Source organism: Sporosarcina sp. FSL K6-5500 (assembly GCF_038005665.1).
GTDB classification, from domain to species: Bacteria; Bacillota; Bacilli; order Bacillales_A; family Planococcaceae; genus Sporosarcina; species Sporosarcina psychrophila.
Window position 1 is genome coordinate 770,565 of the sequence record NZ_JBBOTP010000001.1, and the last position, 22,021, is coordinate 792,585.

The 22,021-nt window shown below is 40.2% G+C and carries 15 protein-coding genes; 4 read left to right on the forward strand and 11 right to left on the reverse strand.

Annotation, left to right across the window (positions count from 1 at the left end):
* Positions 1–75 precede the first annotated feature (75 nt).
* Both MKX62_RS03370 and MKX62_RS03375 read right to left on the reverse strand, forming a co-directional pair.
* Entirely contained in the window at positions 76–2,505 is a 2,430-nt protein-coding gene (locus tag MKX62_RS03370) for an RCC1 domain-containing protein (protein WP_340740705.1), read from the reverse strand.
* A 21-nt stretch (positions 2,506–2,526) separates the two neighbouring features.
* Complete coding sequence (locus tag MKX62_RS03375; protein ID WP_340740706.1) at positions 2,527–4,497, reverse strand: hypothetical protein; 1,971 nt, start codon at positions 4,495–4,497, stop codon at positions 2,527–2,529.
* Between the two features lie 316 nt (positions 4,498–4,813).
* Between MKX62_RS03375 and MKX62_RS03380 the strand changes: the two genes are divergently transcribed.
* The gene (locus tag MKX62_RS03380) at positions 4,814–6,493 is read left to right on the forward strand and encodes a glucosaminidase domain-containing protein (RefSeq protein WP_340740707.1); all 1,680 of its coding nucleotides are present in this window, start codon (positions 4,814–4,816) and stop codon (positions 6,491–6,493) included.
* A gap of 118 nt (positions 6,494–6,611) precedes the next feature.
* Here MKX62_RS03380 and MKX62_RS03385 read toward each other — a convergent pair whose 3' ends face one another.
* Both MKX62_RS03385 and MKX62_RS03390 read right to left on the reverse strand, forming a co-directional pair.
* The gene (locus MKX62_RS03385) at positions 6,612–8,153 is read right to left on the reverse strand and encodes a DUF5050 domain-containing protein (RefSeq protein WP_340740708.1); all 1,542 of its coding nucleotides are present in this window, start codon (positions 8,151–8,153) and stop codon (positions 6,612–6,614) included.
* Between the two features lie 565 nt (positions 8,154–8,718).
* Complete coding sequence (locus MKX62_RS03390) at positions 8,719–11,700, reverse strand: S-layer homology domain-containing protein (RefSeq protein WP_340740709.1); 2,982 nt, start codon at positions 11,698–11,700, stop codon at positions 8,719–8,721.
* A gap of 164 nt (positions 11,701–11,864) precedes the next feature.
* Between MKX62_RS03390 and MKX62_RS03395 the strand changes: the two genes are divergently transcribed.
* The gene (locus tag MKX62_RS03395; RefSeq protein WP_340740710.1) at positions 11,865–12,023 is read left to right on the forward strand and encodes a hypothetical protein; all 159 of its coding nucleotides are present in this window, start codon (positions 11,865–11,867) and stop codon (positions 12,021–12,023) included.
* A 551-nt stretch (positions 12,024–12,574) separates the two neighbouring features.
* Positions 12,575–13,627, forward strand: a complete 1,053-nt coding sequence (locus tag MKX62_RS03400; protein ID WP_340740711.1) for an acyltransferase family protein — start codon at positions 12,575–12,577, stop codon at positions 13,625–13,627.
* Between the two features lie 1,254 nt (positions 13,628–14,881).
* Here the strand turns inward: MKX62_RS03400 and MKX62_RS03405 are convergent.
* The 6 genes from MKX62_RS03405 to MKX62_RS03430 all read right to left on the reverse strand — a co-directional run bounded on the left by MKX62_RS03405 (position 14,882) and on the right by MKX62_RS03430 (position 20,642).
* Entirely contained in the window at positions 14,882–16,438 is a 1,557-nt protein-coding gene (locus tag MKX62_RS03405; protein ID WP_340740712.1) for a hydantoinase/oxoprolinase family protein, read from the reverse strand.
* Positions 16,435–17,529, reverse strand: a complete 1,095-nt coding sequence (locus MKX62_RS03410; RefSeq protein ID WP_340740713.1) for a DUF917 domain-containing protein — start codon at positions 17,527–17,529, stop codon at positions 16,435–16,437. Before MKX62_RS03410 ends, MKX62_RS03405 begins: the two co-directional genes overlap by 4 nt.
* Positions 17,513–18,805: a cytosine permease gene (locus tag MKX62_RS03415; RefSeq protein WP_340740714.1), complete on the reverse strand. Its 1,293-nt coding sequence runs from the start codon at positions 18,803–18,805 to the stop codon at positions 17,513–17,515. The genes MKX62_RS03410 and MKX62_RS03415 overlap by 17 nt, the downstream gene beginning before the upstream one ends.
* Complete coding sequence (locus MKX62_RS03420) at positions 18,795–19,379, reverse strand: TetR/AcrR family transcriptional regulator (protein ID WP_340740715.1); 585 nt, start codon at positions 19,377–19,379, stop codon at positions 18,795–18,797. Before MKX62_RS03420 ends, MKX62_RS03415 begins: the two co-directional genes overlap by 11 nt.
* Positions 19,380–19,730: 351 nt before the next feature.
* On the reverse strand, positions 19,731–19,865 hold the full coding sequence (locus tag MKX62_RS03425; RefSeq protein WP_340740716.1) for a hypothetical protein: 135 nt from the start codon (positions 19,863–19,865) through the stop codon (positions 19,731–19,733).
* 135 nt (positions 19,866–20,000) lie between these two features.
* Positions 20,001–20,642, reverse strand: coding sequence for a hypothetical protein (locus MKX62_RS03430; RefSeq protein WP_340740717.1), 642 nt, complete (start codon positions 20,640–20,642; stop codon positions 20,001–20,003).
* Positions 20,643–20,814: 172 nt separating this feature from the next.
* Between MKX62_RS03430 and MKX62_RS03435 the strand changes: the two genes are divergently transcribed.
* Positions 20,815–21,000, forward strand: coding sequence for a hypothetical protein (locus MKX62_RS03435; RefSeq protein WP_340740718.1), 186 nt, complete (start codon positions 20,815–20,817; stop codon positions 20,998–21,000).
* A 99-nt stretch (positions 21,001–21,099) separates the two neighbouring features.
* Here the strand turns inward: MKX62_RS03435 and MKX62_RS03440 are convergent, their stop codons facing one another.
* Positions 21,100–21,924, reverse strand: coding sequence for an alpha/beta fold hydrolase (locus MKX62_RS03440; protein ID WP_340740719.1), 825 nt, complete (start codon positions 21,922–21,924; stop codon positions 21,100–21,102).
* Between the last annotated feature and the right edge of the window lie 97 nt (positions 21,925–22,021).

Here is a 22,021-nt window from a genome sequence, read left to right on the forward strand (position 1 = left end):
TATGTATGATTGCAAAAACCTACACTAAAACGTACACATGGCAGTTTTAATGTAGGTTTTTGTTAAAGCATATTATTAAAGTTGAATGGTAAACTTCATTTGAACTTTTTCTTTCAATTTCTTTTGGCCGTATTTCGTTTTCACTGTGTCTTCGATGAAGAGATAATACGTTGCACCTGGCGTGTACATATTACCACCTTGTAAACGAATTTCGAGTGTTTTATCATCATTACTTAACTGATGGCCTACTGGAATTTTTGTTCCTGTTTCATCCATTACATAGGCGTTTTTATTATTGACAGAGTTTCCGTCTAGTTCTTCACTGAATGCGATATACCAAACTTTGTTCGGTGCAACATTTGTTTTATTAGTAAATGTTTTGTACCCTGGCCTTGGATACGAAATGGCACCGTCTTGTTGGTTTACAGTGACTGTAACTGTATCAATCTTTCCTCCATCTGCCGAGGATACAATAATCGTTGCTTCGCCTTGCGCATGTGCCGTTAACCGACCTGCCTCTACACTGACAATATGGGGTTTAGTAGATGACCAGTTTAAGTTTTTGTTCGTTGCATTGGTTGGACTAATGATGGCTTGCAAAGTCGTTTGTTCGCCAACAACCATATCCACTACAGGGCCTCTGTCCAATTCAATGTTTTCTACAGGTACTTTTGTTAGGATTTGTTCCTCAACTTTGAATGTATTCCGCAAGCTACCTGTTATTGGATTCTCCACAATACTTTTATTCAGTGGATCTAATCTAAATTCTGCCACTGCTCCAGTCGCATGATCTCGAACTTCATAATAATAAGTATGCTCACCTAATGGTAGCGTCTTCGTGAGTGACCACGTATTGTTCGGATTTTTCTTTAATGGGATTCCGAACCAATCATTAAAGCTACCTCTCACTACAACACTGGTGGTCTCTGCATCAAATTCCAACAGACGATTATGATCATAACTACTGTACGTAAAGGTTACTTCTCTATCATTAATAACTGGGCCTACTGTAGCATAGGAATCTACCGTCAAATAACTAATCGGATCACCAGCTGCACTAAATCCCTTATTCGGATTTAATGGATCTGCCACCCATCTGCCATTTACTTTAAATCCATATTCATGCTTTCCAGGTTGTAATTCTGTCTGGAATGTCCATTCGTTGCCCCTTTGTGTGAGTGAGATTTCATCCCAATCGTTGAAACTACCAAATACTTGAACGTCCATAGTGTCGTTAGTGCCTATATACTTAAATAGCACTTGCCCACCTTGTACGAACGGATATTCTATTTTCTCCATCACTTCGTCAATACCTGGCACTTGTTTGAATATCGGTAATCTTGTTGTTGTATCGAAAGATGTCTGATCCCACTTCCAGACCGATCCTTCATGATCAATTGCTAATGTGTAACTATTTTTATTGGCACCGCCACCACCAATGGCAAAGGCATTATTTACGCCTTTGATTTGAATAGGTGTTGTCCGACTTGCGGGTTGTTCCAACGCACTATATTCCGTGTTACGTCCCCAAGTCCAAACGCTGCCATTATCTTTGACAGCGATTGTATGATCATTTCCAGCTGCAATCATCTTCACACCATTAATGCCGGATACTTGAACAGGTGTCAATCTATCTTGCCTGCCCCCGTCACCGAGCTGACCATATTTATTTGAACCCCAAGCCCAAATTGTTGTGTTATTTTGCGCTATAGCTAGTGTGTGATTATCACCAGCTACAATTGCCATAACGTTCGTTAAGCTGTCAATTTTTTGGGGTTCCGGATTCTTATGACCCGATTGCCCGTTGCCTAGTTGCCCACTCGTCCCGCGCCCCCAAGCATAGACAGACCCTCCCGCTGTTAAAGCAAGTGAGTGCTCTCCACCAGCCGCAACCGCAACAACATTAGATAGACCTGGAACTAGTATAGGTGTTGTAGCCTTTCCTAGTTGACCGATTTGACCGCTGTCACCTGAACCCCAAGCCCATACTTGTCCAATTTCATCGACTGCAAGGGTATGAGATGTGCCCGCAGAAATGGCAATCGCCTTTAATGGCACATCCTTACTTACCATAACCATTTCAGGGTTAGCATGAGGCACCATCCATTCAGTGGATATCCCGGTTTCGTCTGTTGCATAGCCTAGTTGCCCATGCGAATTTCGGCCCCATGTCCAGACATTTTTGTTACTATCAAGTGCTACTGTATGGTCGCCGCCAGCTGCAATTGATTTAATACCCAATAGGCGAGTACCATCTTCTCTTCGAATCGCACTTGGCTTATCGGTTTCCATTGCGCTCAACCTATCGCCAAGCTGTCCATACGTATGATCGCCCCAACTCCAGACGCTTCCATCATTTTTCAAGACAACAAAATGGTTTTTTCCAACTTCTATTACATTTTCATGATTCGTCACACCATATGCCTGCGCTGGTTGCCCGAATGGTATGAACAACGGAATCATCAGGATCATTGCTAGTACTATACTTTTTACTCGAGTGAACAATACTGTTGCACCCCCATCTTATTATTGTATTTCAATTTCCACTAAAATCGTTACTCTATAAATCTGTCCATCATGTAATCCCTGTAAAACAACTTCTTTTGTCTGCTGCGCAAAGACATCGACAATGAATAATAAACCATCTTTGAAAATTACTTGTGATTGTCCGCCAAAGACATTCGGATTGACTACTGTCCAATTCACACCCATTGGGGATTGATCCAATGTCAGCCTTGCACCTGTATCTGCCCAAGCTTCAATCGACTGCGCTAGCAATTCAGGGTAATACCATTCTCTAATCGTTTGTCCACCTTCTCCTTCAATCGGATCAGTGTCATTAACAAAGATTTCGCCGTTTCCTTCTTTTAGTAGCGGAAGCGCTTTATCACTTGGTTTTGTTACTGTCAATGTGTTTGGTTCGTGCACGATTAGTTTTTCAATTTCCGTATTGCTCGTAATTGTCAGCTGAGCAGCTACGTTGTTAGCTTTCACCGCACCGTACGTCCCAATAAGTGTAACCATGTTTCCACTAGACAAGGTCATAGTAGGTGTCGCACCTACGCTGACTACTCGCATTGATGAGTCATTATTCAATTCTATCCCATTTGATGATGCGAAATTGAATAAATGAAGCGAACCCTTTGTAGCCGTTGTGAAGTCAACTACATCAGTTCCCTCTAAAACAGCAAAACCATCTTTACCGACATCAATGGCTAAATTTTTGTTAACTGTCGTATTTTTCAGCCTTGCAGTAATATTCGCACCCTGTCCAAGTTTCACATTACCTACAATACTATTAGAAGAACCATCAATCGTCACACTGCGATCAATATCTACGTCACCTATGATGGAGTCAGTCAATGTGATGGTTTTAATGCTAGTATTCGCAAGCGCCATCTTCAGCTGCTCGTGATTGGCAACCTCCGTTTTACTGCCGAGTGAATAGATCAAACCCAGTGTATCTAACTCCGTCACAGGAATACGGCTAACAATTGTGTTCAATAACTTCGGATCTTGCATCAATTCTCGTAGTGTCGTTTGTTGCCCAAAGATTTTATCCGGCTTAGTCAGATAATCACTGACTGTAAATCCACTTGTTTTATTGGTTACTCTTACTTTGAAATTCCGATTGGTTAACACTTTACCGTGTTCATTGAAGGCTGTTAGATGGAAGTCTTTTGCTGTTCCGGTACAAACATTTTGTCCTTCACATACCAAAGCTTCAAGACCAGCCTGTCCAAGCGTAAATCCTCCAATAGCCGGACGGTAGTCCAAGTCACGCGCATACTGTTCTTCATCGTTGACAGAGACCGTTAACCGCCTTGCCTCTGGATCTGTCAGGACATCCATATTCGTCAACGAATGGCTTTCCAAATTCGGATTCGGTAAGTCTGCAATCCCTTTATAACGGTGTGTTGTGGTAATTCCCGTTAGATACAATTTAGGAACATGAACCGCTATATCCATGGGTGCATTATTTTTCAAGACATTCTCATTAATGACTTGCTGTGTTGTTTTGATAAATACCGATTCAAAACCTGGTAAGATTTCATGGAGTTTGAATGGTAATTCATATTTCGTTAACTGATCAAAATGTAGCTTGGCGTCTTTTTCAATGACTACCTTATAATCCAAGTTCGCACCTTCAGAGTAGTCAAGGTACTGTAAGTTTTTAAAGGATATCGTGACTGTATCGCTGCCGACAATAATGGGGTTAAGGATATTAACCTTCTTCCCGTCTGGCTGCTCAACATAGACATTTTGCCCCATCACAATGTCCGATACTGAAAGGTTTTTATCATAAAACGTCATTTTAATTCTTTTCACGCCATCGATGCCATTGAATTGTACGCCCGCATCTTTTTCAAACGTATATTCATAAGGTGGTGGTGGTGCCTTTTCCGCCGCGTTTACAGTAAAACTGAACGAGACGATCGCGGCGATTGCCAGTAACATGACAAACTGCATGCGCCAGATCGTTTTAAATCGTTTCAAATATAGTCCCTCCAAACTTAGTCATAGTATTATAAATTTCGTTTCAACTATGTACCTCGGGCCCTCCCTTATTAGGCTATGTATTTTGAATTTATCTACCTAGAGAAATCGCTTCTCCTCTGTATAGTCTATCGGCAAATCTGCATCAATGTTAAGGAAATACTTCATAATTCCTCTTCAAAATTGGAAGGTAAAAGTTGGCCTTTCTTGTGGAGTTCTCCTCAGATTCTAATTAAAAACAACTTTATACTGATTTCAACTTTCCTCCAATACTGGTAATATGATAGAATCATAACCTTTAAGGAGGAAACCCCCATTGTTTCTAAAAATACATAAGAAGTTATTCTCAATCCTGCTGGTCAGCACACTCATTTTTTCTATGCTGCCCTCGATTGCAAATGCGGAAATTGCTTGGGATATGTCTGCTGATCAACCTACAAATAAGCCCTGGACGATTACGTTCAATAAACCCGTGGATCGTAACAGCGTTGGCGCTAATACCGTGTTTGTGGTTGACGCGGCTGGTAACAAAGTGAAATCAGAGGTCTTGACGGATGGTGATAAAGTAATCATCCTTCCACCAAACGGCGGCTACACGCCCTCGACAACCTATTCGCTCCACGTCACAAATGGCGTGAGAAATAGCGACGACACCCCACTCAAAGAAAGTGTCATTAAAAAATTCAGTATTGTGGAAGCTGATCCAACGTATGATACAGCGACGCTTCGCTCGGACGGAAGTACAACTATTTCCAAGTCATTTGCTACATACAACGAAGCAATTGCTGCATTGACTGTTGGACAAGTAATTCTTTATGATGACGCAATCATAAAGATGGATAGCGGAATTGTTGTCACCAAACCGACTGTTGACAGTGTGTTAACAATTATTTATTCAGATCAAAACTTTAGGAATGAAGCAACATATGTCATCGATGATACCGAACTGGAATATGTAGAATCGACCGATCGCTATGTCAAAGTAAAAGTTGCAGGCAATCTAGGTTTCATTAAACACGCAAACGGTACCTTATTGCCTTGGACGACTGTAAAGGACAAGCGATCTTATTATTCCACTCGAAACGGAATCCTCACCCATTCCATTTATTCAAATAAAACCGGTACTTTTTCATCATATCAGGCTGGGAATACCCCATCGTTTATGAATGATGGAGAGCGGTATTACAGTTGGGATGGTAGCCATTTCTTCGATAGTAATGGGACACAAGTTGGGACAGGCTATCAGTACTTTCAGTTTCTGCCCGCGCGAAGTAAGACTAACTATACAGCCGAGGAAATCGATGCCTATATCCTGACGACATTGAAAAGTCTTGAAGCCGATTATCCTAACGATCCAACCTATCGTAATGCGGCTGAAAAAAGTAAACTCATTGGCCTTGGGGCATTTTTGAAACAAGTAGAGGAAGAACAACAAATTAATGCCTTGCTCATTCTCGCATTGGCGCAGCACGAAAGTACATACGGTCTAAGCAAACGAGCTCAGCAATTCAATAATCTGTTCGGTTTGAAAGTATATGATGACAGACCCGTTCCGGAATATTTCGAAACGGTCGAGGAAAATATCTTGGAGCTGGTCAACGCGTATTTAAACAAAAATTACATTCCACCGAATAACGCTTATGCCTATGGTGCGATTTTTGGCAATAAAGCAGTGGGCTTTAACGTCAAATATGCTGCCGATCCTTATTGGGGAGCGAAGGCAGCTGGTCATATGTATCGTATCGATAAATTGATGGGCGGAAAAGATTTGGCTAATCCATATACCATTGGCCTAACAACGGAAGCATTGAATGTCCGAAGTGGTCCTGGAACGAACAATAGCCTCGCATATAGATACGCTAAAACGGGAATTCCCGTCATAATTATAGAGCCAGTTAAACCGTTGCCATGGTTAAAGGTAATCTCAGATGCGGTTGGATATGACGAGCTGTTTGTTCATGGTGATTATGTTAAAGAGATAACGATAGTAAAATAGATTCTTTTATATAACGACATCAAACCCCAGAATCCAACAGGATTCTGGGGTTTGATTACTTACCTTCTTAAACAAGATGGTTCAAAGTTAAGACCGAACGAGAACCTTAAACGATTTATCATTTCACAACGAATGGCATGACAACGCCTTTTGTTAATACTTTTTCTTTATTGGATCTGATACTGTTTTCAATGACGACATAATAGCGATTTCCCGGTGAAAAGCTACTATTATTCTGTAGTCGAATAAATTGTTGATTTTCGACAACCGGATTGATGAACGACAAGTGGTTTCCTTCCGCATCTACGATATAGACAGTTTGGTCGTTCACCGTTGTATTATTGACTGGTGCATTCATCTCAATACGCCATTCCTTCTTCAAATCCTTCGTTTCTTTTTCATCCCACATCGTGTACTTAGCCGTATCAAATGTAATGGCACTACTAATTTTCACTTTTTCCAGTGAACCATCTTTTGAAGTGAAATACAAATATGGTTGTTCGATATAGAGATTGGTTGAACTCATTTTGTTCAGTTCCTTTACATTAGTCCCATCCGTCCCTATCTCTGTCAAGTGCGCGCCATTGGAATAGTTGCTAAAGTAAACCTTTCCACCAAATGCTGTGATATATTGGGCCATACTATCAGTCAACTTTGTTTTTTCTTGCGTCAGCAAATCCATTTTATACAGCTTATTACCGTCTGTTTCATCGCTATAATAAACTACATCATTTAATGTATAAGCGGAAGTGACACTATGCATAAAAGAATATTCCGTACTTGTTGCAACAGGGAAATCCCCTTGCGTCCATGAATGATCTTTCTTTAACTGATTGTCCGTAACAAGAAAGTAATTATAGTAAACTTGTGCTTTTCGATTCGGAGTAGGGTCATTCCATGTTGTATCAAGGTTGTACCATTTCCCATCAACCTTGACGAGATTCCACGCATGTCCAATCCCCCCCGCTTCCCCCGTTACATAATGTACATCAAACCCAAGATTATTGAGCATTTTATAAGCGAGAAGAGCATAAGCCTGGCAAACACCCTGTTGTTCATTCAGTATCGCATACACACTATGCGGGCTTGCCGCTGTATCGAAGCTATATGCTGTATTGAGGACGATAAAGTCATTGACCGCTTTCACTTTTTGAAACTCGTTCATGCTCGGTTCGGTGATTTCACCAAGTATCCTTGCAATTTCACTATCTACGAATTGCTCCTGCTGTTTATTTGTTAGGTAGCTGTTTGAAAAATTGATTGTCACATCATTTACATAACCTTTATAGGTCCAGCTCCAGCTTGCAAGTGTTCCATGCAAATATTCATCCTCCACGAGTATCTCATCTAATATGGATTGCAGATCAGCTTTCAAATTCGCAGTGTCTCCTATGTAATCAATGGAAAATGTTTGTTCATAATTTTTGAATCCACTGTAAACGGCAGCCTTCAAATCTGACAAACTGCTAACAGTTCTATTATTTTCGATTAAAGCTGCAGCGCGATGTGTCGGCACATCCACACTTGGAGCGATTACAGCGTCATTTGTCCAGTTATCTGAAGCCAAAATAGGCTCGTTATCTGTATTCGCTAAAAAAGAAGCCGGCATCCATAAGAGTAGAGCCATTATAACTGTCAGTAGTTTAATTGTTATCTTCATTCTTTCATCATCTCCCTTAGATACATTATACCTATTTCTTCGAGTATTATTAAACCTAAATAGGATTCATACGTTAACTGAAGAATATTCTTTCTTTTCCTGTTACTAACTATACGAGACATTAATAATATTCCATCACCATTTACCAAACATATAGTGTCTCTTTATCGCAAGTCTCGTCACTCTTGAGTTAATAGAAAAGGGGATTTTCCTAGTGAAAGAAGGTGATTTCATCATACATGTGACTGTAGTTGATGATGTGGCAGAATTATTTGATTGATAGGCAGGTGATGTATAAATATTCCGGCTCCTACGTGGTCTGTAACCCGTGATATCATCACCATCTCATGAATCATTAAAAATAATAGGGACAATACTATACCCACTTATGTCCATTATATGGGGGCGACCACAGTCACCTAGTTCAGTTATTTCGCCGACTCGGTTCTAACAACTAAAAACAGCTCCCATCCAGATATATAATCTGGATGGGAGCTGTTTTATTCCGATAAAATGTTGCCTAGTTCAATGAAGGCACCTGATAATAAAAACTTGAAAGTAATCTTTATCTCACCCTGATTTCTTTACCGAACAAAGCATGGTTCCCTTGTAAATCTTGTGCAGGCGACGAATAATCTTTAACAAGTTTGACGTTCAAACTTGTTACATAGTCTGCATTTAAATCTACTGAAAAGGAGTCGTATGAATTGCCCCAGTAGCTAGAAGCTTCAAGCATTTGCAGGACTAAATCGCCTTCATTATACATGTTGTTTCTATTAGTATCCAAGTAGACAACATCACTTATAGCTCCATGAATCGGGACATTATCTGCTACTGAAGCTCTTATATCAGTAACAAATGAAGTCGAATTGTTAACTGAAGCAAAAGAACTTATTTTTACAATGTGACTATTTAATGTGATTTCAAAATCGTTTGCATCGATCGAGTGCATTGAAGTACTGAAACCAAGTGTGAGTGAAGAATTGTTAGGACCAATTGCAGCTGAAGTGAATTCCGGCTGATACTGGTACCCACTAACAAATCTAACATCCCCACTTCCAGCATATGCAATTGCATTTCCTGCGTTGTCTCGAATATTATTGACAGTGAATGAGGCTGTTTTAGTTGTTGAGATACCTGCAGTTGGTACATATACCGTTACGGCAACAGATGTCGCTTTATCTGTCGTTCCAGTAGTGATAGCTGGTGATACATAAGAGCCTGACGGTAATGCACTGCCATCCCATCTATAGTTTCTGATATCTTGAACGGTCGTTAAGTTCACGCCACTATCAGCGTCGGTCACTGTATAAGTAGCTGTTTGCAATGTGCCCGGCGTTACTCCATCCGCTACAGGATAATTTGTAATCCCATAAACTACAGGACTAGTGGTATCCCATGACGCAGAATTTTGAACACTAAACGATAGTGTTGCAAGCTGATTCGGATTAGGGATGGTCGATTTATCAACGACAGTGTTTGCTGGGAGACGCAGTTGATAGGTTCCATTTGGCAAGGCATGGTGGATCGTTAACGTATTGTTCGCAATCACTGCATTCTGCGCATTGGAATAGTTTAGGTAAATCGACGTTGAAACACCTGATTTTTGATCAACGGCTGTGATGACATTGTTGTTGCCTAGCGCAATGTTTTCTGTGAAACTCGCTACAATTTTGCCATCTTTCCATTCAACAGCTGTTAATACTGGCGCAATCGTATCTTGGTTTAAAGTCAAGTTAGTTGAATACAGCGCTGAACTGTTTCCACCTGTATCTTTCACGTCAGCATCGACGAACAGAGTCGCATTGTACTTATCATTATAGGACAATACTGTGCCCGATAAGACCACCGTTTTTGCATTTTCCCCCGCTGACGCTGTGAGGTTTGTCACAGTTCCATTCGAATGAACGATACGTGCTTTACCTGCGAATGACGATATTTTCATATCTTTATCGTACGTTAATTCTATTCTATTCTCCCCTGTAACCAATACATTCGTCACAGTTGGAGCTACTGTGTCAGTAGTAATCGTAACGAATGTTTCCACTGGATTTGGAGATGTCGAGTTGTTATTGTAGTCCTTCACATTCGTTAATTTAATGCTTGCGGTTGTACCTACTGGAACAGCTGTGCTCGCCGTAACATCCAAACGATTAGGGTTTGTCGGATTGTTAGAGACAGTTGCTGCTGCATTGTTGACATAAGCGATGGCGCCTGTGGCATTCACAGGCTCATCGAAATACAGGGAAAACGACTGAGTAGCTATTTTCGCAGTCGCAGATCCAGAAACTAGTTTTGGCGCAATTGTATCATGCGCTTTAACTGTCATTGTATACTCTTCGATTTTTTCACCTGTTACCGATTTGATAGCATCTGTTGATTTGAACGTGTATTCACCATTAAAGACCCCATTTGCAGTTATCGTTAAAGTTTTACCATCTGCAGATAACGAGCCTGTAAGTTGTCCAGGGTTCGCAGTCGCACTAGTTGTCGTCGTTAACGTCATATTTCGAACAACATTCGAAGCGTCTACTACAGTTGTTTTGGAAATAGCAGTTGCAAACTTCACTTCAAGTTGTTTAGCATTAATCGCTTTCACTTCAGTAACAATATGATCGTTTGTCGTAGCGTCAAATTTGATAGTTATCGTTTTTTCTACTTTCTCTTTACCTTTTGTAAGTGTAACCACGTAGTTACCTGTAGTTTTGTCTGCCGCTGCTTTTGCACTAACGCCTTTTTCAGTGATAAGTGAAGTGACATAGGCTTGGACAGCTGCTAATTTTTTTTCATCAGTTACATAGTTTCCACGTGAAATTTTTAATGTACCAGACTTTAATTGGTTGAACGCTGCTTCTATTGCTATCAAATCTTTATTGAATGGTTCTGGCTTAGGCTCCGGCCTTTTTGTAGCAGCTTCACTTCTATAAATGAAGGAAGCCATTTGCCCGCGCGTCACAAGTGCATTTGGCGAAAAAGTTGTAGGTGTCGTACCCGTTGTAATTTCGTTGGAATATAGCGTTTGGACGTAGCTCTTGTTCCATTTATTATCACTGACATCACTAAATGGGTTTTTCTGTGAACCCCTTGCCTTAAACTCGAACCCTAGGACAAGCATTTTAGCCATTTGTGTTCGAGTCAGATTATCTCCAGGTTTGAACGTCTTATCTGCATAACCCGAAATAATTCCCGCTTCGACCAGCGCTGCAATATGCCCATAGTATGCACTCTTTTTGCTAACGTCCTTAAATCCCGGATCCTTAACGTTTACTGTATCCAACCCTAATGTAAGCGCTAAGAATTTAGCGGCATGCTGACGGTTAATGCTTTGACCAGGTTTAAATGTACCATCCGGGTATCCAGCGAAGATGCCTCTTGAAGACAAGTTCATGACCGCTTCGTAAAAGTGATGACTCGGGATGTTCTTAACATCAGAAAATGTCCGCGTTTCCGCTTTCGTATTTACCGGCGCAACCGCAACAAAAGCCCCTGTCGCAACTGCTGTCGCCATCGTCGCTTTGAATAATTTTTGATAAGTCGGTTTCTTCAACTTAAAACCTCCATTTAATGTGATAACGCTACTTATATATATTTCTATGACCGAAAAGTAGTAATCATTGCTACTATTAGTATAATTTACCCAATTAATTAATTCAACTATTCCATCTATTCCACTTTTTCTACAGAGGCGCTTAGTGGCAGTGGGATAACGGTATGAGGTCACCAAGTCTAGTGTTAGATGAATTTCAATGTGACGTTATTAATTTAGAACGAATGATTAATCAGCACCCACAAGTGAATCACGAAAATATACTAGCATTTGAAGACGTACAGCATCGCGCTAGTTATATGGAGAAAAATAGCTATGGATAGGTAGCAATAAAAGCAAATAGCATTCAATAGTGCGTATCACTACAACTTCATTTGATTGAAGAGTAGATATCATAATTGAGCATAATATAGGGATGTCCACCCCACGGCAACGTTTCATTAATACAACTGTATTCTTCAAAATTTGATTCACGCTAACTACATTCGATGTACCGCCTTCATTCTGCAAATCAATTAATAGTAAGGCCGTTTTTCAGTAATCATTACCATATTCACCACATGTATTGACTATTCCGTTGGAAGCTTACTATGTGTTATGTACGATGGTAGATAAAAATATAATGAAAAAATTATATTCATTATTAATTAGTAATGTACTGCTGTAAAAGGCGCGAGTAATAACAGTCACATGTAGTATCTCTGTCTAATCGCATAAAGGGTTCAGAATAATTTGTTGTCCGTGATAATTCAAGGAAATACACCCAAGCATTGCTACCTTTCTTTCATTCTCGAGTCAAATCTATTACATTCCGTTCCCAGCTACTGATACGTTGTACACTAGATATACGTCAATTTTCTTGAGGAGTTTGATTATGAATAAGAAACGTTTATCCTGGGTGGATGTCACCAAAGGATTTTTAATGATTCTTGTCGTCATTGGTCATTATCCTGGACAGCTCGATTTCCCACTGGCGAAGTATATCTATTGGTTTCACATGCCAGCATTCTTTATTTTAAGTGGTTTGTTTTTTAAGCCTGTTGTAGAAAAGGGCTTAATGAAACTTTCAATTCAAAAACGTTTTATGCAATTGATCGTCCCCTATTTGTTTTTCCTCGTCAGTATTACGCTGATTCGTTACGGGTTAGAAATTGGATCAGGCAATATGGATCTATCATGGTATGTAAATGATTTGTGGACACTCGCTGTCGGCGGACGTTTTGCACGTGGTGCATATGGTGTATTCTGGTTTGTAACTACGCTTTTCTTTACGTATTTGTTCTTCTTATGGATGACAAAATACTTTAGTCGTACGAAACAAATTATTATTTTGGCTATCTTTTATAGTATTGCCCATTTTGAAAGTTTGTTTGCGATGCGCGTCATTGGTGGATCACCAGATACTGCGTCTCAAACAATCCCAATGATTTGGAACATTGATGTTGCTCTCATGGCAGTCGTCTATTTTTCACTCGGTTATTATATGAAGAGTATTTGGATGAATGTTTCGAAAAGATGGTTAACCGCGGGATTGATCGGTAGTGTGACAGCAGTTTTACTTGATAACTTTAATGTAATTGACTATCATTTGAGCATGAAATTTTTGCGTTATGAACATTTTGTTTTAGATTTGATCATTCCACTTTCATTCACACTTGTATTGGTGGGCGTATTCCAACTCATCGCTACTCAACTGTCACTCAATTGGCTGCAAAGGATCGAGAAGCACTCCCTAACGATTATGTACTTGCACATCTTTACAGATATTTTGTTAAATGATTACTTCACATATGGCATTATTGGATTCACAGCATTTGGATTGGTCATTCCAATCGTAGTTTCAATTATCATTCAAAAATTGATACCACATGGAAAGCTACTCCTTGGTGGATTTTCTCAAAAAAGGCCACTACCCATTCAGCAGTAGCACACTAAAATCTGTACTATATAAGTTGAAATAAAGAATCCTACCAACAACGCTCGGCGCTAGGGGATGCCTCCCACAATAAGCCGGACAGAAAACCACTGTCAGTCTTATTGCTTCGGCTACCCCAGTAGACGCCTTCGCTGGAGATTTATAAGATCATTAGTTCAACTTATATAGATAATCGGCATTTAACAAATAGAATGTTCTTCCAACACCGCTTGTCGCTAGATTTGTTCGTTACACCGGCAAGACGATTAACAGGTATATCTCTAGGCAATCGTGCATATACTACTAATCACAGAGAGGCGGCACTCCTCTGTCCCGCACGGGGGCACTTTCGACGGAAGGTGAAAAAGAATACCAAGCATAATCTGACTGGAGATTGTCCAGTAGTGCCGCGTAATACATAGCATAGAACGGAAAAACCAGCCATTTTCACTGGAATATTTCCGGCCTGCTTTCGGCGAAATAATCACGACACTTTTTTACCGAGGGGCAAGAGCAGCTAGAAGTGACTCCGTCACTTCTAGCTGCTCTTTTTCGTTAATCCTGTTGCGACTAATCGCCTGCTGCGTTCCTACACTATTCAAGTGAAAAATGCAGTTGCTTTGAAAGAAATGAATAGATAACTATCTATAGAGATGGTAAGTGCCCGAAGATGTAATTTCGGGCACTCTAGCACGACGTATATTGTATTCTTTGCTAACTTTTCAAAGATTATGTGATCCTCTATAAGAAAGTGACACTTCCTTAAAATAAAAACAGGGATACTATATTCTATAAAAATACATTGGAACATCCAGCGAAGGCGCGTCTTCGTGGTAGCCGGAGCGATAAGACTGAAAGCGGTCTTCTTTCTGGCTTATCGCGGGAGGCATCCACAAAGCGCCAAAGCGTGTAGAGTAGGGATTTCTGAATCTATCCATCATAATGGGACTTTTATTCTTCTCCACCGCAATTATAGATAACTTAATGCGATTTCGATATAGACCATCCAGCGCCGAAGCATGTAGAGTGAGGAATTCTTAGTCCAGTCCATGGCAGGTTTTCATTTGCGCCCTATGTAATTGAACCAGATAGTTACTAAGGAAACGTTATCACAAGATCCCCTTTGATATTCACACCCTCACTCAATTCTTCATTAAACAAATACGGTGTATCATTCTTGTCCTGTGGTTTATTGCCTCGTAGCTATTCTTGACCGATAAAACCTTAAAAGTAAAAAAGAGTAACAGGTTACAAAATAATTCAAAATTACTTCACACTCTCCAACAAAAGAGGCCCAGCAACTTTCACTCTAACCAAGATTGCTTCCCCTGGAATATAAGCCAATGGAAAGTCTTCCAACTGGATAATATCGATTTGATCAGGATCTGCGCCTGCCGTAATAGCCGCTTGGATTGCTTCTTGTTTTGCTTCTTCAATCACTTCATGGTGATCGCGATTTTCGAGCAAGTAAATTTTTTCACATGTACCGCTAATGTCGCCAAGTGCTGCACCAATTGCATTTGCCACTCCCGCGTGTTCAGGTCGGATAATACGACTCGCACCTTTTAATGTGGCAGGCATCAAGGCTGCACCACCACCAACCAGCACGACTGACACGTCATCCCCGCTTGTTTTCATGCGATCAATTGCTTTTTCTACCATTTCAACAATTTGTGGGTAAATTTCTTGTGTAGGAATGGAAAGAAGTTTTTCTTCTTGCGCATTCTCCATCTGCATCATGCCTACTCCTACAGCAACATCCGTCACAGTTAGTGTTTCACCACCGAAGATGAGTGCTTTCTCGGGCAATTGATAACCCACACTTTCAGGACCAATTTTCCATGCACTGTCTTCTAAAGTTACTTGAGTACCGCCCCCTAAACCAAGTGAGTAGATATCAGGCATGCGATAATTGGTACGGACACCACCCACTTCAACGGCAAGAGAGGTTTGTCTCGGGAATCCATTTGCTAATACACCGATATCGGTCGTCGTACCACCAATATCCACGACAATTGCATTGCGCTCTTTCGATAAAAATGAAGCTCCTCGAATTGAATTGGTTGGCCCACATGCGATGGTGAAAATCGGGTACTTTTGAGCAAAGACATTAGTCATCAGTGTACCGTCATTTTGACCGAAATAAATTTTTGCATGAATGCTTTCATTAACCAATGCCTGCTCAAAGCCTTCTGCTACATGCTTTATAACATTCTTAAGTGCAGCATTCAAAATGGTTGCATTTTCCCTTTCAATTAAACCAATCGTACCGATTTCACTTGAAAGGGAAATCGGAATATGTGGTAACTCCTGTTGGAAAAAAGCTGCTACTTCATTTTCCTGATCGGCTAGAACCGGAGAAAATACACCTGTAATAGCAATCGAATCTACTGAGTCTCTAAACAACTCGACAGTCTCTATTAATTCATCTCGCACAATACCTGTAATTGGGGAACCGTTAAATTCGTAACCTCCGTGAATCAAAGCGGTTTTAGCCTGTAATTTATCGACTAAATCTTCTGGCCAGTCGACAAGTGGAGGAACCGTTGTTCCAGAAGGAAGACAAATGCGAATGATTCCAATTCTATTTAATGATTTCCTCTCCACGATTGCATTTGTGCAATGCGTCGTTCCTAGTGTTGCTATTTTAATATCTCTGACATTGACCGCCGAACTAGCTAGTAGTTCTTTAATTGTCGTTTGAATCCCTGAAAAAACATTCTTTGTGGTGGGCGTTTTGGTACTGCAGATTACTTCATTTTTTGCATTCAACAGAACTCCGTCTGTATTGGTACCGCCAACGTCAATTCCTAACCTTATCATGAAGGCACAAACTCCTTTATCAGTATTTCTAATGGCGTATAGTCATATGGATACTTGAAATAACGCGGGCCTGCCGTCTCAATGCCAATTGGCGTCCGCCATCTCTCGTTCGCCGGGAAAGCTACAATGATGACGCGAGCTCCATATCTCAAACCTTCTGTTGTAATGGGCATGCCCGTTTCTTCATCTAAAACAGCAATTAAATCTGGTGTCATAGCAATCGGTTTGTTATTTATTTCAGCAAGAAGATGTTCATTTTGGAAGGATAGCACGCAAGAATCAAGATCATTTTCTTCACAGCCTTCAAAAACAGCTTTCCCTCTCGTAAATCCACCCTCGATTCCCCTCTTGATTTCAACTGCTTTTCCTCTAAATAATTGATGTCCATCTAATAATGTAAGCATTTGTTCGATCGGATGCATTGCTCCATTTCGTGGCTGTTTCAGTATCTCGCCTATTTTTTGAGCAAGTGTCAATGTACCAGGAATGACGCTTTTTTTCGCTTGTGTACCCGTCACTCCATAATCAGCTACAATTGACGATCCTCCCATCGAGATCGTAATACTACGAGCAATTTTTTCACTCCAGTGGCCATCTGCCGGTTCAATCGTGACCGTGTTTCCTTTTTCATCTGCAATCGTGACCAATTCAGGTTTTAGCCCATCAAGATGAAAAGTAACCATTTGAGCTTCTGGAAAGGCACGTCCCATTGCATCGCCATCTAAAATCGGGATGCCTTTCATTGCTGCTACAGCCACGGGAATCAATGAGTTAACCCCACCAATTTCGATTGGCATAACGATATCAATTTTTTTCCCACTTGCTTTTTCATACGCAACCAAAGGTGCCATTAACATTTCGAATGAAGGAATTTTTTCGACGAGTACACTGGGCGACCCCATCCCGCTAATAGGGACAATCCAATGATTTTCTTTCAGCTCATCCATCGTAATTACTTGAACCGGCCCATATTTACGAATCGCATGAAGAGCCATTAATTTCCCTATATAGGGATCCCCGCCCCCACCTGTTCCAAGAACGGATGCTCCGATCGCAATGTGCTCGATATCTTCTTCATTTAACCACTTCATACTGATTCTCCTTCGTAAATTGACGTTTAATGACAAAACAAAAAATTCCCTGTGTAACAAAAGCGATGATGAAACTATCTAAAGATGGAATTGTTGTCAGTTTGAAAAGTTCCAGTCCAATTGGATTCTCCAGTGTCATCCAGCTCACTAAAGTCCCCGTCCCCCAAGCGATCAACGGATATGCTTTGTACTTTGCAGAAGATTCAAATGACAGCATTTTTGCCCCGCCTATATAGTAAATGGCCGTATACACACCGCCTATTGGCGCGATAAACATTGTGATAATACTTAGGAAGTTAATGAAGTTTCCATAAATCCCGAAAACGGCCATAAGCGTCCCAATTGTACCTGCCGCAAAAGTTAATTTCGCTTTACTAGTCTTCGTAAAAATAACAGCTAAACCGAGTCCAGAAGAATAAGCATTACTCGTATTAGTTGTCCACTGCGCCAAAATCAATACGAGAATACCCGGAATCCCAAGACCGACAGTCAGCATAATCGTCGTCAAATTATCTTCATTCATGACACGGGATAGAATCATCGCAATGACCAACATAAAACTATTACCAATAAAGAAACCAAAGAAAGAAGCTAGAACTGCATCTTTTTTTGTTCGAGCCCAGCGTGAAATGTCCGGTGAAATTACCGCACCTACAACAAAGATACTAATCACTAGTGAGATTGCCATTCCTATCGAGAATGTATTTTCTACAGGCGCCCCGACACTAGCAGTGCCAAATTTAGTGATCGCCATTCCAACCGCGAGAATCACTAATATGATTAATAGTGGTACAGACCAAGAACTGAGCTTCTCTATTGCACGGTATCCGAACATCGCCGTCAACATCATCAGCAATCCACCTATTCCAGCTAGAAGCGGAATGGGTAATTGAATTCCGATCGCCTCGGAGATAGCAACAGTTGCGTTTTCGGCAAAAAAACCAGCTTGTACACCAAACCACCCCATTAACGAGATAGCAAGAAAGACCGAAACAATTTTCGCGCCTGAACTTCCGAAGGCGGAACGAGAAATCATAGACGTTGATAATCCAGTAGCCGCCCCAACGTATGCACAAAATGCAGCTAGAACACCCAATATCAGAGATCCGATTACCACAGACAGCAAGGCGTCATTAAAAGCCATTCCTGCCCCGAGTTGTGCCCCAAATAACATAGCAGATAAATCAATTCCAACAGCAATCCAGATTAGACTGATGGAAAACCATTTCTTACGTTCATGCATCGGTACAACTTCTCGAGCATAATCATTTTGCATCTTCAATCCCCCTCAAAATTAGAGTTGTTAGATGGAAAGCATGTTGGAGTTGCTCAGACAAAGTATTTTCCTCGTACATATTCATTTCCCAAAAGACACCATCCATTATTAATAAAAATTGTCTTGTTACGTTGACACATTGCTGTTCAGAAATAGATGGATAGTAATGCCTTAAAGAAGCGTTTAGCGATTGTATGAGCCAGTTATCAAATTGCTCCATATGATTTTTCAGAAACTGCTTTATCTCTGGCGGAGGAGAAGTGATTAATGAAATATAAGCCGCCGTTTCTTCTTCTTTTTCTTTATGGAATGAGACAGTGCCATGCAGCAAACTACAGAAAATCTCTTCTATTGGGGAGTTTTCTACTTCATCCATAATTTTTTTCATCTGACTAAAGTGTTCTTCTAATAACTTCTGGAATGCTGCAATAAATAGAGCTTCTTTGTTTTGGTAAAAAAAGTAGATGGAAGCAGGCTTAATGCCAACTTCTGTAGCAATCTTTTGCATCGTTGCACCTTGATAACCGTAACGTGAATAATGATAAATAGCCGCTTTCAATAATTTTTCTCTCATTGTGTATCCCCACCTAATAAGTATTAGGTTAATAATACAACGATACTTTTTAATAATCAACAACATTCTGACTTATCATTTAATGGAACTTCTTAGCCTTTGAAATTTTGAAAGAGTTTTTTTATTCTTTGAGATAGCGATTTTCGAGCGCTTTTATGGATTATAATGTGCCTGTTTTGGGGGGTTCTATCGACAGAAAACAATTTGTGCGGGTGTGGGTGCGAGGAATAAAGTCAAATAAATCATGCGATTTCATAATAATACTAAGGTGTCAGGAAGAGGTCTGTAAATCTGATTGCCGCTGAATTTTCCGAATAGCTTCACGTAGTGTGGCACCTGAAATTCTTTATACTACAAAAATGCTTTTACAACGTTGCTGATCAAACCAGCTTCAGCTTTGCCTGTTAGTTCAGACATTTCATGACTCATCGCCTTGCCCATATCTTGCTTAACTGAAAAATACGACAATCGCCGCGTAACCCACATCCTGTGGGCATCCGAGCTGACTAGACATTATTCTAAGTCAAAAAAACGTATACTTTCTTAGCTATGAACAGCAAAACCAGCCATTTATAATCTTGGCTGGTTTTAGTTTAGATTTTATGTCATTGCATCAGAAAGTTATTCCGGAAACGTTATTACAAGATTTCCTTCGATATTTACAACCTCAATTAGTTCCTCGTTAAACAAATACGGTGTATCATTTTTGTCCTGTGGTGTTATTGCCTCGTAGCTATTCTTGACAGACAAAACTTGAAAAGTAACAGGAATATAGCGGCCTTTGTTTAAAGTCTTCATGTTCCCCATCAAAAATACTTCTTTGCTGGAAACAGCAAAACTCAGATGTCCCACTTCTTTATTCAAATTACCCGATACTAATTTTACGTCCTGCAATAAAGAAATCGTGCATAAAATGAAATCATTGATGATTTCAGCAGGTAACTTCTCAAAGCCATTTTTCAAAAACAGCGCGTTAAAACCATTCCTTATTTCTTTAAACGAGAAGATATCCTCAATTTTTTTAGCTTTGACCCCATTACCCAAATTTGCGATAACCTGTTTGCAGTCTCCTAGGTACTCCCCTACATATCCCGAGCTCTTCTCCCTTAGCGCGATGAAATCAGCAAGCCCATTAACACTATCAATTCCATGCGCATCGTCTCGAACCAACATCATGAAACTATAGAAGTCCTTTTCATCAAAACTTCTTTCAACAAATTTGTCGTAGTAGTGTGCAAATAACTGTTGTTCTTTTTTATCCATGACGCTTCCACCCTTTTCACTATTCTTTACGTATCTTTACTATAATCATAACATGCTTAGGAACATACTTTCTACAATGGGGTTGTAAATGTTCGGTACTACTTATTTGGAGTGAACTGGTTGCTACACCTTCATTAGTATAATGAACAAATCTAGCGAAGGAGCGACACTAATGAAAGGCAGCCCAATGTCGCCGCGTCCTGCGGCAAAGGCTGCACACCCGCATCCTCCAGACGCCGAAGCAATAAGACCAAGGAGGGATGCAATTCAATCCCTCCCAAGTGATCTTCTGACAGGCTTATTGCGTGAGGCCATCACCAAGCGACAAAGCGGTGTTGGAAGAACATTCTTTTTGTAAGTGCCGTCTATATAAATATACACTCGAAATATATTTTTCTTGCTTTTTAACTAGCACAAAAAACCAGCCCTCACAATCCAGGCTGGTCCTCATTTAACATTACGCAATACTAACAAGCTTACTAGTTGCTAATAATTCCTGCTCCACTTTAACTTGTTCCTTGATAAACTGTATAGCTATTTGATTGAACTCTTTATGCTTCTCAATATTACAGACATGGCCGCATTGCTCAATAATATGCAATCTAGCGCTTTTATCCTTTATCGTATCTTCTTCAACGGGGCCAAGAAACATATAGTCTTGATCACCCATGATGTATATCTTGGGAATTTCATGTTTTTCACAATCAATTCGCGGATAAATTTCACAAACCTTGGCAGCAAATCGATACCATTTAATAAACCCTTTTTGACGAATTTTCTTTGCTTCTAGGATGAAAACGTCCCTTGATTTCTTATGGTGTGCTTTAGGCATAAGGATACGTGCAAATGTTTTATACAACCACATATAGGGGACCACACTTTTAAGCAAATTTCCTGTTCTCAGAATCACTTTCGCAACACTTGTTAACCGGATAATTGCACCGCCTAAAATCATGCTTTTAATTCTACTGGGTGCGTAAATATGCATCGCATGTAAGACAACAGAACCCAAACTAATGCCGGCAAAGTGAGCCTTCTCAATAGAAAGGCAATCCATTACCTTTACGACATCTTTAGCTAAAATTTCAGGTGTATATGTCAGCAATTCAGGTTCATAATTAGCAGAACCGCCATGATCTCTTAAGTCAATGAAGAGCAGGTTGAAATGCTTTTTAAACTCTTTTATTTGTTTATACCATATATTCGAATTCCCACCCAAGCCATGAAGAAATACGACCCACTCATGCTGAGGACCTAAGTTATGCGTTTCATAATGTAACAAATGAAATTAACCCTCTTCCCTTTAGAGCAATCCACAAAAAACCTACATTTTATCGAAATTTGTCGGTTTTTGTTATCTTATGAATACTATTGTAATT

Coding starts and splice junctions, on each gene's coding strand:
- MKX62_RS03385 (WP_340740708.1), bottom strand. CDS start 8,153: ATGAAGATAACAATTAAACTACTGACAGTTATAATGGCTCTACTCTTA.
- MKX62_RS03395 (WP_340740710.1), top strand. CDS start 11,865: ATGAGGTCACCAAGTCTAGTGTTAGATGAATTTCAATGTGACGTTATT.
- MKX62_RS03400 (WP_340740711.1), top strand. CDS start 12,575: ATGAATAAGAAACGTTTATCCTGGGTGGATGTCACCAAAGGATTTTTA.
- MKX62_RS03405 (WP_340740712.1), bottom strand. CDS start 16,438: ATGATAAGGTTAGGAATTGACGTTGGCGGTACCAATACAGACGGAGTT.
- MKX62_RS03410 (WP_340740713.1), bottom strand. CDS start 17,529: ATGAAGTGGTTAAATGAAGAAGATATCGAGCACATTGCGATCGGAGCA.
- MKX62_RS03415 (WP_340740714.1), bottom strand. CDS start 18,805: ATGCAAAATGATTATGCTCGAGAAGTTGTACCGATGCATGAACGTAAG.
- MKX62_RS03420 (WP_340740715.1), bottom strand. CDS start 19,379: ATGAGAGAAAAATTATTGAAAGCGGCTATTTATCATTATTCACGTTAC.
- MKX62_RS03425 (WP_340740716.1), bottom strand. CDS start 19,865: ATGTGGGTTACGCGGCGATTGTCGTATTTTTCAGTTAAGCAAGATATG.
- MKX62_RS03430 (WP_340740717.1), bottom strand. CDS start 20,642: ATGGATAAAAAAGAACAACAGTTATTTGCACACTACTACGACAAATTT.
- MKX62_RS03435 (WP_340740718.1), top strand. CDS start 20,815: ATGAAAGGCAGCCCAATGTCGCCGCGTCCTGCGGCAAAGGCTGCACAC.